Below are 16,009 nucleotides of genomic sequence, written 5' to 3'. Positions count from 1 at the left end.
ACCGCGCGGCTGGTGCCGTCGCCGGGCGGCGACCAGGACTGAGGAGGGTCATGACACTCGACTACGACACCCGTAAAGAGCTCGACACGGACGAGCTGACCGCCCCGACGCTTCCGGCGGTGAGCGAGACCGTGGAGCCGGACGACGGCGACATCGCCGAGTTCTTCGAACTCCCCGGCGCCGACCTGTCCGGGGAGGAGCTCACCGCCCCGGTCGTCCCCCGGCGGAACGACGAGTTCGTGTGCGACAGCTGTTTCCTGGTCCACCACCACAGCAGGCTCGCGCCGTCCGACGACGGCACGACACGCTGCCGGGACTGCAGCTGACGGACCTCGGCGGAAGGCGCAGAACGAGAACAATTTTCCGCCGAGGTGTAGTCCCTCGCCCTACGGGGTAACCGAAGTCGTGACCACGCCGGCGACGGCGGGTGAAGACCGGAGGGGATCGACGAGATTCCCGAACGAAGGGAAGTGGAGCGTGCTCGGACTCGGAATCATCGGGTGGATCATCATCGGCGGCCTCGCCGGCTGGATCGGTAGCAAGATCATGAAGACCGACGAGCAACAGGGCATCCTGCTGAACATCGTCGTGGGTGTCATCGGCGGTCTGCTCGGCGGCTTCCTGCTCAAGCTCTTCGGTGTCGATGTGGCGGGCGGCGGCCTGATCTTCAGCTTCCTCACCTGCCTCCTCGGTGCGGTGATCCTGCTGTTCCTGGTCAAGGCTGTCACCGGCCGCCGCACGGTCCACCACCGGTAATCTCGCCGACCAGTCACCACACGCGCAGCGGCCTGCCGTCGCCCCGTTCCGGGGCACGGGAGGCCGCTGCGCTGCACGGGCCGAATCCGCGCCGGGCGTGTCGGCCGTCATCCGCTGCGAAAACGGGACCTTTCCGGCATGCTGGCCGGGTGGATGGCGCGTGCGGTGAGCGTGGCGGTCATCCGGGGAACGCCGCCGAGCGACGAGAGGGACACCGATGGACGACACCGCAGCAACGAGGGCACGCTCCGCCACGGCGAGCCGCACCCCGCAGGAGACCCCCGAGCTGTCCTCGGAGGATCTCGCCGCCGTCGTGGAGGCGCTGACCGGCCGTCCGGCAGACATCCCGGAGTCCGAGCCGGCCCCGAAACGACGCCGATCGCCCCGCAAGAAGACCTGAGCCCCCGGCCGCCGACCTCGTCGGTCCCGTAGCGGGCGAACCTCGCGAACACCGCTCCGCGGCACCGCCCGTGCGCGGCTACCGGGAGACCCTCGCGGCCACTTGTCCGAAATGACCGTTTCCGTAACTCGCTCGCAACACCCGCGCCGCGTGGCAGAAACCGGACCGGCACATCGTGGATACCCGGCGCACCGAGAACCGTGCGCGTGAGGAGAATCTGCCGTGTCACCCACGATCGACGCCGGGGCCACCGCGTGGCTGCTGGCGAGCACCGCCCTCGTCCTGCTGATGACCCCGGGTCTCGCCCTGTTCTACGGCGGGATGGTCCGCTCCACCGGCGTCCTCAACATGATCATGATGAGCTTCGTGTCGATCCCGCTCGTCACGGTCACGTGGCTCGTCGCGGGCTACACGCTCAGCTTCGACGACGATCTCGGCGGCGGAGTGCTCGGCGGATTCGCACACCTGGGGATGAGCGGTATCGGGCCCGACACCGTCCACGGCCAGGTACCGGAACTCCTGTTCGCCACCTTCCAATTGACCTTCGCGATCATCACCGCCGCCCTCGTCAGCGGGGCGATCGCCGACCGGGCCAAGTTCTCCGCCTGGATGCTGTTCGTGCCTGTCTGGGCACTGCTCGTGTACGTCCCTGTCGCCCACTGGGTCTGGGGACCCGACGGCTGGATCGCACGGCTCGGCGTGCTCGACTACGCGGGTGGACTCGTCGTCGAAACCGTCTCCGGAGCGTCCGGTCTGGCCCTGGCACTGGTGCTCGGACCAAGGCTGGGATTCCGTTCCGAGTCCATGCGGCCGCACAACCTCCCGATCGTCCTGCTCGGCGTGGGCCTGCTGTGGTTCGGCTGGTTCGGATTCAACGCCGGCTCCGCCCTGGCCGCCGACGGCAAGGCCGCCGCGGTCTTCCTCAACACGCTCGTCGCCGGGTGCACCGGCATGCTCGGGTGGCTGTTCGTCGAACAGCGCCGCGACGGGCACCCCACCACGTTCGGCGCCGCCTCGGGCGTGGTCGCCGGCCTGGTGGCGATCACCCCCGCGTGCGGCACCGTCGATGTTCTCGGTGCGCTCGTCGTCGGCGCGGTGGCCGGCATCGTCTGTTCGTACGCCGTGGGCTGGAAGTTCCGCCTGGGCTACGACGATTCGCTCGACGTCGTCGGCGTGCACCTGATGGGCGGCATCGTCGGCACCGTTCTCGTCGGCGTGCTCGCTACCGCCGTGATGACCGAGGGTCCGGAAGGATTGCTGTACGGCGGCGGCTTCGCGCAGCTCGGCAAGCAGGTCCTCGCGGTACTGGTGGTGGGGTTCTACGCCTTCGGCGTGACCTTCGGCCTCGGCAAGCTGATCGACCGCACCTTCGGCTTCCGGGTCAGCAAGGAGGACGAGGCGTCCGGTATCGACCTGGCCCTGCACGCCGAATCCGCCTACGAACACGGCGTGCCCGGGCACGGGGCGATGGGCGGGGTCAATCCGCTGCACTCGGTCTTCCCGTCCCAGGCACGGGAAGACGCCGTGCCCGGCGACGACGAGCGCTAGGGTGTGTTTCATCCGCGGTCGGGCCGGAGCCACTGATTGATGGCGGCGATTCGGACGGTGGCGGTATAGCGGACCGCAAGTTTGTCGAATCTGGTTGCCACCGCGCGGTTCTGCTCGAGCTTGTTGATACCGCACTCGACAGCATGACGCTGCTTGTAGTGCTCGGTGTCGAACCCCGTCGGACGTCCACCGGACGACCCCTTCCGCGTCCGGTGGGCAGCCTGATCGGACTTGACCGGAATGGTCGCGCGGATACCGCGTTTACGCAGGTAGGCGCGATTTCCGGTGCTGCTGTATGCCTTGTCGGCCAGCACACGATCCGGCCGGGTACGCGGCCGACCGCGGCCGGTCCGCGGCACACCGATCCCGTCGAGAACCGCGGTGAACTGCGAACTGCCCCCGCTGACCGGCGGTGACCACGCTCGACAACGGTTTGCGGCCCTGCTCGCAGGCCAGATGGGTCTTGGTGGGCCACCCACCACGCGACCGTCCCCACGCGTGATCCTCCGGTTCGGTCACCACCCCGCCGGGTGGCTCTCGATCTGCTGATCGCCGTCCCCGCGGGCCCCGGCCGCATGCTGGTGCGCCCGCGCGATGGTCGAGTCGACGCCGACGTCCCACACGATCGCGCCGGCAGCGTCGGCGAGTGCCTGCAACGCCGTCAGGATCTGTGCCCACACTCCGCCGCGCTGCCGGCGCCGGAACAGCCCGTACACCGTCTGCCACGGTCCGTACCGGGCCGGGACGTCCCGCCAGGGGGTACCCGTGTGGGTCCGCCACCGGATGCCGTCGATGGGCTGGCGTTTCGTCCATTTCGGCGGGCGGCCCGCCTTCTCCCCCGGGGCAGCAGCGGGCCAACCACGACCACTGCGCGTCGGTCAGGTCTGCTCGCCCCGGCCGATGCCGATACCGTGTCCGGTCACGGCCGAGACCACCGGGCACCGCCCGGAGGCCTGCCGGCATCCTCGACGAGGGTGGCCGCCGTCCGCGTGGCGCAAGCCTGGCGTCGAGCCGAAACCGGTGGTCCTCGAGAGGTTTCGGCACGTGCACACCGCGGAATGCCGGGAGCACCCACCTCATCGCGACCGCCCATGGTGATGAACGGGGGGCAGGGACAGCTGTCGCCCCCAGGCCGTCGATGGCGGTGTCACCTGTCTGCTCCCTCCGGGTCCGCGGGCGCACCCAACCGGCCTCGGGCGGGCGAACGATCCGCCGCCCACCCCGGTCGAGAGTTCCGTCGGCGAGAAACAGGTATCCCTCCGGGTCGTTCGGCCGATGCCCTCGGGCCCCACGGCGGGCAACGATACGCCCTGACACACACTGCGCAGGCCGGGTTCCCTGGTGGCGCCGACACCGTTCGTCGTCGCCCTTCGGAAATGGACCCGTCGCGTGGACTGCACGAAAGGGGCCCGCACCGATGACGGCAGAATCGTCCGGCTGGGGGGACTATGTCACGGCGGCGTTCTCCCGCGATTTCGTCGCCGAGGGATTCGACTACGACACCGTCGAACAGATCCATCGCGGCGTCTTCGACGAGTGGCGGGTTGCGCTGGCCCGCTCAGGTCTGTTCACCAACCGCGCCGTCGCCGAGGCGGTGCGCTGCTGGCAGAACAATCCCTCCTCCCTGTTGGACGCCCTGCTCGCGGACGCGGACGAGATGACCGACAAGCGCTACCGGACCGCGTGGAACGCACTGGACCGAACTGCTGCACACGACGGCTCCGTCCGGGCCGCTGCCCGGTATGCATGAGCGCTTCCGGCGGTCGAGCGGTCTGCAGCACGCCCACGCCGCGAGCGGACCCACCGGCCGGCGAGACCGCCATGCTCCGAAACAGTACGTCCGGTCTCGCTGGGCGCCGATCGGGCAGCTGCCGCGATCGCCCCGGCAGTCTTTGTCGGTGCGTGCGCCCCCGGACCGGCACCGTGTCCAGACCCCGACGTCGGCACCGCCGGTGTGCCGACGCCTCAGGAGATATGTGCACGCCGACTCGGACTCCACCTCGGCAGCGTGCATAGTCCCCCGGCCCACGCGTGCCCGACCCGTCCGGGGGCGCAAGAACGAACTGATGTGAGGACCATCGTGACGACCACCCCACCGTCGGAACCCGGCGATCTCGACGGATGCGCCGCACCGCACGGGCCAGGAGTCCCCCTTCGCCCCACCCAGGTGCGTGGGCGGCACTTCCCCGGAGCCAGCGTGCAGGCGCAACTGCTGGCGCGATCGCTCCAGCTGACCCTGCGCCCTGTGCTCTCACTGTGGGCGCGCGCGTCCGGGCTGCCGTGGCCGACCAACCTGATCGAATCCGTCGGAAACCTGCTGCCGCCGATCGAGGGCACCCGGTGCCGACCCGCGACGCTCCCGCACTGCGGCGCGCTCTGGGTCCAGGCCCGCGACGTCGGTGCCGACCGCGTCGTCCTCTACCTGCACGGCGGCGCGTTTCTGTGCTGTGGCCTGCGCACGCACCGGCGCCTCGTCTCGCGCATCTCCGCCGAGGCACAGGCACCGGTGCTGATGGTCGACTACCGGATGCTGCCCACCCATACGATCGACGACGCCATCGACGACAGCATCGACGGGTACCGGCTGCTCCTGGCCACCGGCTACCGGCCCGAGCAGATCGTGATCGCCGGCGACTCCGCCGGCGGGTACCTGTCGTTCATGGTGCCGCTGCGGCTCCGTGACGAGGGCCTGCCCGCCCCCGCAGCCGTTGTGGCGCTCTCCCCGCTGACCGAGTTGGATCCGGCCCGCAAACTGGCACACCCCAACGCGGACCGGTGCGCCCTCCTACCCGCCACCGCCGCGGCGGAACTGTCCCGACTCGCCCGACGCCTCGAAGCCCACCGGGCGACCAGCCCCTACACCCGGGCCCGGCTGTGCCCGATCGAGCACGATCTGCGCGGCATGCCCCCGACGCTGATCCAGGTGGGGTCGGACGAGCTGCTGCTGCCGGACGCCGAAACCATGGCCCACCGGCTCACCGACGCCGGCAGCTACTGCGAGCTGCAGATCTGGGACCGCCAGGTGCACGTGTTCCAGGCCGCGGCCGATCTGCTGCCCGAATCCCGGCGGGCCATCGCCGAGATCGGCCACTTCATCCGGTCCATGGTCCCGGCCCGGGCACCCGGCGCGGTACGCCCCCAGAAGACACCGGGATGCCCCGCATAGCATGCGGTTTCGGGACCGGAGTGGGACCCGCGCCCGCCGACTCGCCGACCGATTCCGGCGTGACGAGTTCCGGGGCGGCGACACGCCTCCGCGTGGGTGACCCGGCCGCCGGTGCCGGGAGGTAGGCCCGCTTGTGATCTACCCGCATCACCGAACCAGGTAGGTGTATGGGCCGATCGGCCGTTGTCCGCCTCGTTCGTGACCGGAATGTTATGGAGTGTTCCGTCCGAGCGGCACCTGGATCCCTCGGACACCGTATGACACGAAGGACTCCATTTCATGGCCAAGCACAGAGTGCGTCGGGGCAACCGCCTGCAGGTCTCGACCACAGGACTGCTGATCGCCGGGGGTGTGACGATGGCAGCATGCCTGCTTCCGGCGTCTCCTGCCGCAGCGGAGCCGATCACGATTCCCGGGATCGGAACGTTCGACCTCCCCCACACGCCGACGCTTCCTCCGGCGCCTACCCCTGCACCCCTCCCGGTTCCCCACCCTGCGCCCCTGCCCGACACGGCACCCTCACTGCCGCCGTCGCCGTCGACCCACGGTGCGCGGGCGCTCGCCGCGGCCGAGTCGAAAATCGGCGCACCGTACGTCTGGGCTGCGGCGGGGCCGGATGCATTCGATTGCTCGGGTCTGGTCCAGTGGGCGTACCAGCAGGTCGGGGTCGTCGTGCCGCGCACCACCTACGACCAGCTCGACGGGGGACAACCGGTGGATCGGGCACACCTGCAGCCTGGCGATCTCGTCTTGTTCAACGGAGCGCAGCATGTCGGGCTCTACGCCGGGAACGGCACGGTCGTCCACGCCCCCACCGCCGGGCAGTCGGTGAAACAGGCACCACTGGACTCGATGCCGTTCTACGCGGCCCGCCGGTACTAGGCTCGGCCGCATCGGGTGCCTGTCGAGAATCAGCCGGTACGAGGGGTGAACGGGCCCCGGGGCCCGACGAAACTCCGATCCGGTGCACGGTCCGTGAGCCATGCTCACAGGGTGCAGAGGTGATCGTCGGGTGTGCCCGAACGCCGTGGTGGGTCGGCGTGCGGCCGCGGTGGCGATCGGTGGCGCATCGAGAACCAGCGATGAGACCTGGGGTGAGCCGGCCCCCCAGTCCACGATCCGGCGGGACAACGCGTCGATCCGCGCCTTGCGCCGGACCTTCCCTCCCTGCGGGGCGCTCAGGGATATCGGTACTGCGCTCGTTCGGTGGGAAGTCGCACTCGACGGGATCCACCACCAGGAGCACGCGCGTGCCCGTCGGGAACATCCCCACCGAAACTGACATACCCTGACTGCTAATATTTTTCGTCATTTTGTGCATGCGTTCACCTCCGATCGCGATGCCCCTCCCGATCGTCGGTTCCGCGCGCCCCGGCCGATGCCGATACCGCGTCCGGTCACGGCCGAGACCACCCGGCACAGCCCGGAGGCCTGCCGGCATCCTCGACGAGGGTGGCCGCCGTCCGCGTGGTGCACACCTGGCGTCTTTCCACAGTGACGCGCCGACCGGTAGGTGGTCAAGGAAAATGGGGCCAGAACGAGCCTTCACCTGCCATCGACAGTCTGCGCAGAATCCTTGAAACTTCCTGTCGTCGACAGCCACCAAGGCAGGCGGTGCGGCTACGATTGCCCAACGAACCGTCGCGCGATCATCATGAAGGCTTGTGAAGCCGCGTCGAGGCTGTCGTTCCTGTGGACGAAACCAAATTTTTGGACCATCGGGGGGTCGATGCGGCACAGGTGAGCGCCGAGATCGGCCGCTTCCCGAGCCTGGGCCGGCGGCAGGATCGCGGCGCCCGCACCGCTGGCGACCAGACGCGGGTGGACGGGCAACATCCCTATTTCGACCGCCACTCGCGCCTGCACGTGGGCGGTCCGGCAGGCTTCCTCGAGCAAATCTCGAACAACGTCCCCGAGTGGCCCCGCGACCAGATCGACCTCCTCGAGTTCCGACAACGGGACTAAATCGTGGCAGGCCAGCCGATGCCCGGGCGGCACCGCGAGGACCAACATGTGCTGCCCCAACGGGAGGGCCTGCGTTCCGGTGGCGACGCGCACGGGCAGGGAGCACAACGCGATCTCGCAGGTCGCCCGTTTGACCAGTTCCACGGCTTCGTCGGAATCGGACGCTCGCAGCACATTGATCCACACCCCGGGGTGGAGGTCACGGAAGACGCGGATAAAGTCGGCCAGGGGTTCGACGGCGAGGTCGCTGGTCACGGCGACATCGAGCCGCCCTTCTTCCAACTGCTGGATGCGCCGCACCGCGTCCGACGTCTCCAGAACTCCACCGAGGACCTGCCGGGCGGGACCGACCAGCGCCCTGCCGGCGGCCGACAACTCGAGCCCGCGGCCGAGTCGATGGAAAAGTTCGACGTCCAGTTCCCGTTCGAGGGCCCGGATCGCCTGCGACAACGACGGCTGGGCGATGTACAGCGCCTCCGCGGCTCGAGTCATGCCGCCGTGATCTACTACGCTGAGGAAATAGCGTAGCTGCCGGGCATCCATGCTCCGACGATATCGCAGGCGCACCGGGGTAGTTCGCTTTGACCCATCGACGAGCCCCCGCTCCCGATCATTGTCGGAACAGGCAGAATGCAGTGAATCGATTGCGACGTCATCAGGTGCCCGGGAGGCGCGGTGGAGTTCAGGCAGCTGGCCCAATTTCTCGCGGTCGTCGAGCACGGCGGCCTCGTACGCGCCGCAACCGCACTCCACATTTCGCAGCCCTCACTGTCGCAGACCATCCGCGCGCTCGAACGTGAACTCAAGACTCCGCTATTTCACCGGGTCGGTCACGGAGTCGTTCTGACGGCGGCCGGTGAGGCACTCATCGGTCCAGCGCGCCAGTTGATCCGGGACGTGGCGACGGCGCGCGCGTCGGTCGCAGAGGTCGCAGGGATACGCACCGGTCGCCTCGACATCGCCGCAATGGGCAGCCCACTCGAGTTCATTCTTCCGGCCGTCGGAGCGTTCCGTCGCCGTCACCCCGACGTGTTCATCAGTATCGAGACGCCAGCGATGGAGTCCGACATCCTGCACCAGGTCCGGGAAGGCAGGAGCGAGTTGGGCTTTCTACCGTTCCAAGACGAAGCGGACATCCACAGCGAGGCAGTTCGGGGGCGGCTCGAGCTTGTCCAGCTCGGCGTCGAGCGGATGAAGCTGGTGATGCCCCCCGGAATCGGCACCGCCTTGCCTGACCCCTTACCGATCGGGCAGCTACCCGATCTTCCGACCACGGCGGCTCCTTTCGGCGCGCAGGGCAGGGATGCGGTCGAGAAGGCCCTTCGCCGCGCCGGATTGCACACGCGGCTCGGAGTCGTCACGGCGCACAGGTCAACGCATTGCTCACTCGTCCTGCGCGGCATAGGCATGGCGTTCAGTCCCGAGGGACAGGTGAACCAGGCAGTACGCACCGGCGCCGTGGTGCGCGACCTCGACCCACCCATCCTCCTCCCCTACGGTCTGGTGCGCCGGGCCGGTCACCTATCGCCTTCGGCCGCCGCGTTTTTCGAGATGGCGGTTGAGCACTTCCGCGACCGGAGCAGCGACTGACCATCCGGCCGCGTCGCTTGGCCGATGGCTCAGGCCCGGGGACCGAACACCACGTGCGACCGACGTCAACAGTTGTGCAGCCTGGAGCACTGCTACTGCGGCCGGCCCACCTCCGGGGGCGGGAGCACGGCGGCGTTATGCCGCGCCCCATATCGGCTCGTTCAGAGCCGCTAGTTGATGGTGGCGACGTGGACGGTGGTCAGACGACACACGGCGAGCTTGTCGAAGCGGATGGCCACCGCCCGGTGCGGCTCGAGTCGGCTGATGCCACTCGACCGCGTGCCGCTGCTGGCATATCCGATGGTCGAGGGCCGACGGTCATTTGCCTCGTGTGCGGCGGTGTGCGAGTTGATCGGACGGGATCGTGATCGTCGCTCGGATGCCGCCTCGAGCAGTTGGACGCGATTGGCGCGGGAACTGTACGCCCTCGTCCGCCAGCCCGCACCGACCGGGTACGCACCTGGCCACGACCAGGGCGCGGTACCGAAGAGCCGCTCGAACACCGCGGTGAACTGCGGACTGCCGCCGTCCTGACCCGGGGTGAGCAACACCGCCGGCGGGCCGCCGGTTCTGCCCACCGCCGAGGTGCAGCTTGGTGGTCCACCCGCCGGGAGAACCCCCCAGGGCGACGACGTCGGGCTCGCGTCGATCCCGCCGCGTGATGCGAGCTGCAGCAATCGGCAGGCACCGGTAGCGTGCCGGTGGGCCCGCACGATGGTCGAGTCGACGCCGACGTCTCACACGATCCGGCCCGCGGCGTCGGCCAACGCGTGCAACGCGGTCAAATCTGTGCCCGCACCCTGGCGGCCGGTTGTCAGCGACGGAACAGTCCGTCCACGCCTCTGCCAGGGGTCCGTACCGGGTCGGTGACTTCGCGCCAGAGTGCGCGATGCGGGTACGCCAGCGGATACCGTCGATGAGCTGGGTGTTCCGTCCACGCAGGGCCATCCGGACCTGGCCGGGGGTGGGGAGCAGTGCTTCGAGTACCGCCCACTGCGAGTCGGTCAGGTCCGTCCGGCCCGTCACCGCAACGCTGGGCACGACGCCCGAAGGTCTTCAGGGTTTTCTTCGCCGTCAAACCCCTTGACCGGAGACCTCGCTCATTCAGCGCTCACGATACACCCGTCTCACTTGAAGATCCGGGACCTCACCACCCGGGACGAACCTGGTGGGGGCTGACGCCGATCAGAAGCTGGCGTGCGCACCGACCGGGTTGACACACAGTCGAGCCAGGCGACCGCGAACGAGTTCCTCCGCCTCGCAAACGATCCGCGTGACCATCTCCACAACCGTGGGAATGTCGTGGATCAGGCCCTGGGACAGGCCGCTCGCCCAGATACCGAGATCGAGATCGCCCTCTTCGTGCACCAGTCGCCCTCGCGCTCCTGCCACGAGCTCGCGTACGTCGTCGAAATTCCCTCCCTCTGCCAGGATTTGGACAACCCGTCGGCTGACTGCATTGCCTGCCACCCGCGAGGTGTTGCGCAGCGGCCGAAAGATCAGTTCGGTGTCGAGCTCGGAGGCGTCGACCACCCACTGCTTGACCCGCTCATGCACCGGCGACTCGACCGTGCACATGAAACGGGTGCCCATATTGATACCGTCCGCGCCCAGGGCGAGGGCGGCAACGAGCCCACGCCCGTCCGCGAACCCACCCGACGCGATGAACGGGATCCGCAGCGCTCGGGCCGCGGCCGGGATCAGGATCAGACCCGGAACGTCGTCCTCGCCGGGATGGCCCGCGCATTCGAAGCCGTCGATGCTCAGCGCGTCGACACCCAATGCCTCCGCCTTGAGAGCGTGTCGCACACTCGTGCACTTGTGGAGCACCTTGACTCCGGCCGCCTTGAACGCTGGCATGTGCTCGGCCGGGTTGTTGCCCGCCGTCTCGACGATGCGTACCCCGGATTCGATGATCACCTGCCGGTACTCTGCGTACGGGGGCGGAGTGATCGCTGGGAGAATGGTGAGATTGACCCCGAAGGGACGATCGGTCATCTCCCGGCAGCGGGCGATTTCCGCGGCCAACGCCTCCGGGGTCGGCTGCGTCAATGCCGTGAGAAACGCCAGTGCACCCGCGTTCGCAGTGGCAGCCACGAGTTCGGCTCGTCCCACCCACTGCATCCCGCCCTGCACAATCGGGTGTTCGATTCCGAACAGGTCGGTGAATCTAGTGCTCAGCATGGCTATTCCCGCTCTCTGTGTTGGTCCGGAGGCTGCTTTGGGACCGCTCCGGTCGACCTTGTCCGGCCTTATTCACCTGAACTCCGGCTCGCGCCAATGCGGGAAGATGGCGGGCAGGTCGGCTTCGACCGTCCGCACGAACTTGGCCGGCCGCTTCTCGAGAAATGAGGTGATGCCCTCGTGGGCGTCGCTGCTCCCGCCCTGCACGGCCATGCCCCGCGATTCGGCAATGTGTGCCTCCATCGGGTGTGCGGCTCCGAGCATCCGCCAGATCAGCTGCCGCGTCAGCGCAACCGACACCGGGGCGGTGTTGTCGATGATCTCGGCGGCGATTGCGCGCGCCTCATCGAGCAGCCGATCTCTCGGGTGGACCGCCGAGACCAGCCCCGCCTCCAGTGCCTCCCCTGCCGAGAACATCCGTCCGGTGTACAACCACTCGAGTGAGCGCTGTACCCCGACCAAGCGCGGCAGGAACCAGCTCGAGCAGCTCTCCGGGATGACACCCCGGCGGGTGAAAGGCATCGCAAATCGCGCGTCCTCAGATGCCAGTCGAATGTCCATTGGCAGCGTGATCGTGGTACCGACGCCCACCGCGGCGCCGTTGATCGCGGCGATCACCGGCTTCACGGAGTCGAAAATTCGCAGGGTAGCTACGCCGCCGCCGTCACGTGGGACGTCGTCCCCGAAATCGCCGTAGTCGAATCGTGCACCGCCGCCGGAGAGGTCGGCACCGGCACAGAACGCACGGCCCGAGCCGGTGACGATGACGACCTTGACGCCGTCATCGGCGTCTGTCCTGGCGAAGGCCGCGACGATCTCGGCGCTCATTTGCCGGGTGAAGGCGTTGAGTTTGTCCGGGCGATGCAAGGTGATGACGGCGATGCCATCTGCGATCTCGAGTCGAATCGTGTGGAATTCCATCACAGTTTCCGTTCGGTGTCGGTGCCCGCCGCGGCGCGGACATGGCGGCCCAGGTTGCGCTCGTGAATTTGGGATGCTCCCTCATAGATCCGGAGTGCCCGGACGTCGCGCCACATCCGGGGCACCGGACTGTCTCCGACGATCCCCTCGCCGCCCAGGATCTGCACCGCCCGGTCGGCCACCCGGCTGGCCATCTCCGTGCAGAAATACTTGGCGGCCGCGATGCGGTGCCGGGGAATGGACTGTCCGTGAAACTGACGGGCGCAGTCGAGTACGAGAGCTCGGCCGGCCTCCAACTCCGCGTAGCTCGATCCGAGCATCGCCTCGATGCTGCCGAATTCGCCGATAGGGCGACCGAACTGGGTTCGGGTAGCAGCATGGCGTGCCGCCTCGTCCAGGATCCGCGTCGCCTGCCCGACCGCAGTCGCGGCGACGTGGATCCGGGCATGGTTGATCCCGCGCATCGCCAACCGCAGACCCGCCCCCTCGAGCCCGCCGATCAACGCGGTGGCCGGCACGACCACCTGGTCGAACCGCAGCTCGGCGACCGGCGCCTCGGCATGCCCATTCATCCGATCGGGCAGGCTCGCGCTGACTCCGGGCGTGTCCGCCCGCACCAGGAAAGCGGACACCCCCTCAGCGCCGGCACCGCCGGTGCGGGCGAAAACCACCAGCAGATCGGCCCATGCGCCGTTGGTGATGTACCGCTTGCTGCCATTGATGACGAAATGGTCGCCCTCGCGCACGGCGGTCGTGCATATCGCTGCGGCGTCCGAGCCTGCACCCCGCTCAGTGAGTGCGAACGCAGTGACGCATTCGCCCCGTGCCATCGGCGGCAGATAGAGTTCACGTTGCGCGTCGGTGCCATAGTCGAGCAAGATTTGTGACGACAGTCCGATGGTGGTCGAGAACCGCGACCGGTACACGCACGATGCCCGGGTGAACTCGAACGTGAGCAGCACCTGCTGCTCGACCGACCATTCCAGGCCCTCCCAGCGTCTGGGCAGGGTGATCCCGAACAGTCCGAGCGACGCCATCTTCTCAACGAGGTCCGGCGGCACCTCGCCCTTGGACACCATCTCCGCCTCGCGGATGATCAGCTCCTCGTCGGTGAACCGGCGGATCCGGTCGAGGTAATCGTCGAAGGACAGCTCGTAGACGGGTGCCGCGATCATGCCAACTCCTCACCGGGGAAGATCGCGCTTCCCCTTCGCGCAGGGTTTGCGGGTGCGCCGTCCTCGAGCGCGGCCCGCGGAATGTGTTCGATTCGTCCGCGTAGCGGGGGTCCGGGGGTCGTCATACCGTTCAGTCAAGCTCGCCCATGATCACGTGCCCACGAAGAAGGTTCCGTGCGATCGTCTTGCGCTGGATCTCGTCGGTGCCGTCGTAGATCCGGGCCAGACGCAGTTCCCGGTACCACCGCTCGATCGGCAACTCGCGGGTGTAGCCCATGCCGCCGTGAATTTGCAGAATGCGGTCGACGACCTCGTTTGCAATGGTGGCTCCGTAGAGCTTGGCCTGTGAATTGGCATGCCGTGCATCCCCGCCCTGATCGCCGACCCACGCTGCACGCAGCGTCAGCAGCCGGGCCGCATCGACCTCCACCGCCGAATCGGCGAGCATCCACTGGATCGCCTGCCGCTCACCGATCGGCTTTCCGAAGGTCTGCCTTGTGTTGGCGTAGTCCACACCCATCTGGATCAGCCGATCGCAGGCGCCGATCGCCCGCGCCGGTACTCCCCATCGGGCCTTTCCGATCCACTCCATCGCCAGAGCGAATCCGAAACCCGGTTGCCCGAGGACATTTTTGGCAGGGACGCGGACATCCTCGAACACCAGGGAGGCCGGACCCCACTGGCCCATAGTGTGAATGGGCTCGGACTTCCATCCCATGTCCCGGTCGACCAGGAAGCAGGTGATGCCGCCGTTTGCACCGCGGTCCCGGTCGGTGACCGCGAAGACCATCGCGAAATCGGCCTCGTTGCCCTGCGTGATAAACACCTTCTCACCATTGATCACCCAGTCGTCGCCGTCCCGGCGAGCTGATGTGCGGATCGCCGTCGCATCGGATCCCGCTCCCGGTTCCGTAAGCGCGAAGCACGAGATCCGATCGCCTTCGATGGTGGGAAGCAGGTACCGCGCACGCTGATCGTCGTTGCATCCGTACAGAATGTTGTCGGCGCTGCCGCCGAACCTGAATCGGATGAAGCTGCGCCCCAGTTCCATCTCGATCACCGCTGCCATCACCGCGCTCAGGCCCATGCCGCCGAGCTCCTCCGGTGTCTGCACGCCCCAGAATCCGGCTTCTCGGGCCTTGAGCTGCAGGGACCGGATGGTGTCGGGCTCGACACCGACCTGGCCTGCGCGTTCGTTGCGTAGTGCTTGCTCCTCCAGCGGCTTGATCTCACGGTCGACGAAGGTGCGAACCCACATCTGGATGTCGCGCTCTTCGACTGTCAACGAAAAGTCCATACTTCGTTCTCCAATGATCGGTGGTGTTTCGGGGAATGCGGTGGCGCGGCGATCCGATCTCCAACCGGTCCGGCGGCGGGCCGACCGCCGACGCTCGAGAGCGCCGAGAGCTTACTGCCCTATGAATCAGACCTCGGACAGTCGAGACGAGCAAGACTGTCTCGGTGATGTGACGGATAGGCTGGGCCGATCGATGTGATCGGGAGCGCTTTCCACGTCCCGCCCTGTCACAGCGGCCTACGCGCGAGGCTGAATGTCTGGCCGGTCGGCCCCTCGACGGGCCGGCCAGCGAGCCAGACAATCAATTCGGCCACCTCGTCCGGGTGCTTCACCCGCTCCGTCTTGGACAACGCAGGAACCTCGCCAAGGCGAAAATCGTCCCGGGTCAAATCAGTCGCGACCGGCCCCGGTACGATCTCGTTGACGTCGACGCCGTGGCGCCACACCTCCTTGGCCAGGACCCGCACCAGATGTGCGACCCCTGCTTTTGCAGCGGCGTACGCCGATCCACCGGCACCGGCGACGTGACCGGTACCCGATCCGATGACGATGATCTTGCCCATTCCTTGAGCGGCCATCTGCGGTAGTGCAGCCTGTGCGCAATGGAAGACACTGGTGAGGTTCAGGGCGATGGTCCGTTCCCAGTCGTCCGGTGCGCTGTCGACCAGCCGGCCCGAGGTCAGGCCACCGCCCGCGTTGCAGAGCAGCACGTGCAGGCCACCGAATTCGTCGACGGTACGGGCAACCATCGCGGCCACCTGGTCGGCAACAGTGACGTCGGCCGATATCGCGATCGCGCGACCGCCCTCGTTCCGAATCGCTCGGGCCACGGATTCGACCTGGTCGGCCGTGCGGGCAGCCACGGCAACGGCGGCACCGGCACGTGCCAACGAGAGCGCACCGGCGCGCCCAATACCTCGGCCCCCACCGGTCACCAGGCAGGTAAGTCCCTCCAACGACGGTGTCATCGATGTGCGTCCTTCCTCGACGTCGGCGCGGGGAATCCG

General features: G+C 67.9%; 15 protein-coding genes and 1 pseudogene. 8 read left to right on the top strand and 8 right to left on the bottom strand.

The genetic code is table 11. The annotated features are described in order from the left end of the window. The first annotated feature begins 50 nt into the window (after window positions 1-50). The 4 genes from KZJ41_RS02310 to KZJ41_RS02295 all read left to right on the top strand — a co-directional run bounded on the left by KZJ41_RS02310 (window position 51) and on the right by KZJ41_RS02295 (window position 2,704). Window positions 51-326, top strand: coding sequence for a DUF4193 family protein (locus tag KZJ41_RS02310; protein ID WP_006943118.1), 276 nt, complete (start codon window positions 51-53; stop codon window positions 324-326). Between the two features lie 151 nt (window positions 327-477). Then, on the top strand, window positions 478-756 hold the full coding sequence (locus KZJ41_RS02305; RefSeq protein ID WP_006943117.1) for a GlsB/YeaQ/YmgE family stress response membrane protein: 279 nt from the start codon (window positions 478-480) through the stop codon (window positions 754-756). Between the two features lie 217 nt (window positions 757-973). Further along, the gene (locus tag KZJ41_RS02300; protein ID WP_006943116.1) at window positions 974-1,156 is read left to right on the top strand and encodes a hypothetical protein; all 183 of its coding nucleotides are present in this window, start codon (window positions 974-976) and stop codon (window positions 1,154-1,156) included. A gap of 222 nt (window positions 1,157-1,378) precedes the next feature. Continuing rightward, window positions 1,379-2,704, top strand: a complete 1,326-nt coding sequence (locus KZJ41_RS02295) for an ammonium transporter (RefSeq protein ID WP_006943115.1) — start codon at window positions 1,379-1,381, stop codon at window positions 2,702-2,704. Window positions 2,705-2,712: 8 nt separating this feature from the next. Here KZJ41_RS02295 and KZJ41_RS02290 read toward each other — a convergent pair. Next, window positions 2,713-3,646: pseudogene (locus tag KZJ41_RS02290) on the bottom strand (IS5 family transposase). Between the two features lie 475 nt (window positions 3,647-4,121). Between KZJ41_RS02290 and KZJ41_RS02285 the strand changes: the two are divergent. From KZJ41_RS02285 to KZJ41_RS02275, 3 genes are all read left to right on the top strand, one after another. Beyond that, complete coding sequence (locus KZJ41_RS02285; protein WP_006943112.1) at window positions 4,122-4,454, top strand: hypothetical protein; 333 nt, start codon at window positions 4,122-4,124, stop codon at window positions 4,452-4,454. 330 nt (window positions 4,455-4,784) lie between these two features. Then, window positions 4,785-5,870, top strand: a complete 1,086-nt coding sequence (locus tag KZJ41_RS02280; RefSeq protein ID WP_251550066.1) for an alpha/beta hydrolase — start codon at window positions 4,785-4,787, stop codon at window positions 5,868-5,870. 279 nt (window positions 5,871-6,149) lie between these two features. Beyond that, window positions 6,150-6,752, top strand: coding sequence for a C40 family peptidase (locus KZJ41_RS02275; protein WP_168578956.1), 603 nt, complete (start codon window positions 6,150-6,152; stop codon window positions 6,750-6,752). A 738-nt stretch (window positions 6,753-7,490) separates the two neighbouring features. Here KZJ41_RS02275 and KZJ41_RS02270 read toward each other — a convergent pair. Beyond that, window positions 7,491-8,378, bottom strand: a complete 888-nt coding sequence (locus tag KZJ41_RS02270; RefSeq protein ID WP_065923140.1) for a LysR family transcriptional regulator — start codon at window positions 8,376-8,378, stop codon at window positions 7,491-7,493. Between the two features lie 132 nt (window positions 8,379-8,510). Between KZJ41_RS02270 and KZJ41_RS02265 the strand changes: the two genes are divergently transcribed. Further along, window positions 8,511-9,425 carry a LysR family transcriptional regulator gene (locus KZJ41_RS02265; RefSeq protein ID WP_050034452.1) on the top strand — a complete coding sequence of 305 codons (915 nt, stop codon included), beginning with the start codon at window positions 8,511-8,513 and terminating at the stop codon, window positions 9,423-9,425. Window positions 9,426-9,595: 170 nt separating this feature from the next. Here KZJ41_RS02265 and KZJ41_RS02260 read toward each other — a convergent pair whose 3' ends face one another. The 6 genes from KZJ41_RS02260 to KZJ41_RS02235 all read right to left on the bottom strand — a co-directional run bounded on the left by KZJ41_RS02260 (window position 9,596) and on the right by KZJ41_RS02235 (window position 15,970). Further along, window positions 9,596-10,003 (bottom strand): hypothetical protein, encoded by a 408-nt coding sequence (locus KZJ41_RS02260; RefSeq protein WP_232334127.1) that lies wholly within the window; start codon window positions 10,001-10,003, stop codon window positions 9,596-9,598. A gap of 607 nt (window positions 10,004-10,610) precedes the next feature. Beyond that, entirely contained in the window at window positions 10,611-11,609 is a 999-nt protein-coding gene (locus KZJ41_RS02255) for a nitronate monooxygenase family protein (RefSeq protein WP_065923141.1), read from the bottom strand. Between the two features lie 72 nt (window positions 11,610-11,681). Then, entirely contained in the window at window positions 11,682-12,530 is an 849-nt protein-coding gene (locus tag KZJ41_RS02250) for a crotonase/enoyl-CoA hydratase family protein (protein WP_065923142.1), read from the bottom strand. Beyond that, window positions 12,530-13,705 (bottom strand): acyl-CoA dehydrogenase family protein, encoded by a 1,176-nt coding sequence (locus tag KZJ41_RS02245; protein WP_050034450.1) that lies wholly within the window; start codon window positions 13,703-13,705, stop codon window positions 12,530-12,532. Before KZJ41_RS02245 ends, KZJ41_RS02250 begins: the two co-directional genes overlap by 1 nt. Window positions 13,706-13,835: 130 nt before the next feature. After that, window positions 13,836-14,990: an acyl-CoA dehydrogenase family protein gene (locus KZJ41_RS02240; RefSeq protein ID WP_231772094.1), complete on the bottom strand. Its 1,155-nt coding sequence runs from the start codon at window positions 14,988-14,990 to the stop codon at window positions 13,836-13,838. A 239-nt stretch (window positions 14,991-15,229) separates the two neighbouring features. Further along, the gene (locus tag KZJ41_RS02235; RefSeq protein ID WP_065923143.1) at window positions 15,230-15,970 is read right to left on the bottom strand and encodes an SDR family NAD(P)-dependent oxidoreductase; all 741 of its coding nucleotides are present in this window, start codon (window positions 15,968-15,970) and stop codon (window positions 15,230-15,232) included. Between the last annotated feature and the right edge of the window lie 39 nt (window positions 15,971-16,009).

This window comes from Rhodococcus sp. 11-3, from assembly GCF_023704055.1.
GTDB lineage: Bacteria > Actinomycetota > Actinomycetes > Mycobacteriales > Mycobacteriaceae > Rhodococcus > Rhodococcus aetherivorans.
Note: the sequence above shows the minus strand (reverse complement) of the source record. Positions and strands in the feature narration are given on the sequence as shown.

Coding starts and splice junctions, on each gene's coding strand:
- KZJ41_RS02310 (WP_006943118.1), top strand. CDS start 51: ATGACACTCGACTACGACACCCGTAAAGAGCTCGACACGGACGAGCTG.
- KZJ41_RS02300 (WP_006943116.1), top strand. CDS start 974: ATGGACGACACCGCAGCAACGAGGGCACGCTCCGCCACGGCGAGCCGC.
- KZJ41_RS02285 (WP_006943112.1), top strand. CDS start 4,122: ATGACGGCAGAATCGTCCGGCTGGGGGGACTATGTCACGGCGGCGTTC.
- KZJ41_RS02275 (WP_168578956.1), top strand. CDS start 6,150: ATGGCCAAGCACAGAGTGCGTCGGGGCAACCGCCTGCAGGTCTCGACC.
- KZJ41_RS02270 (WP_065923140.1), bottom strand. CDS start 8,378: ATGGATGCCCGGCAGCTACGCTATTTCCTCAGCGTAGTAGATCACGGC.
- KZJ41_RS02255 (WP_065923141.1), bottom strand. CDS start 11,609: ATGCTGAGCACTAGATTCACCGACCTGTTCGGAATCGAACACCCGATT.
- KZJ41_RS02250 (WP_065923142.1), bottom strand. CDS start 12,530: ATGGAATTCCACACGATTCGACTCGAGATCGCAGATGGCATCGCCGTC.
- KZJ41_RS02245 (WP_050034450.1), bottom strand. CDS start 13,705: ATGATCGCGGCACCCGTCTACGAGCTGTCCTTCGACGATTACCTCGAC.
- KZJ41_RS02235 (WP_065923143.1), bottom strand. CDS start 15,970: ATGACACCGTCGTTGGAGGGACTTACCTGCCTGGTGACCGGTGGGGGC.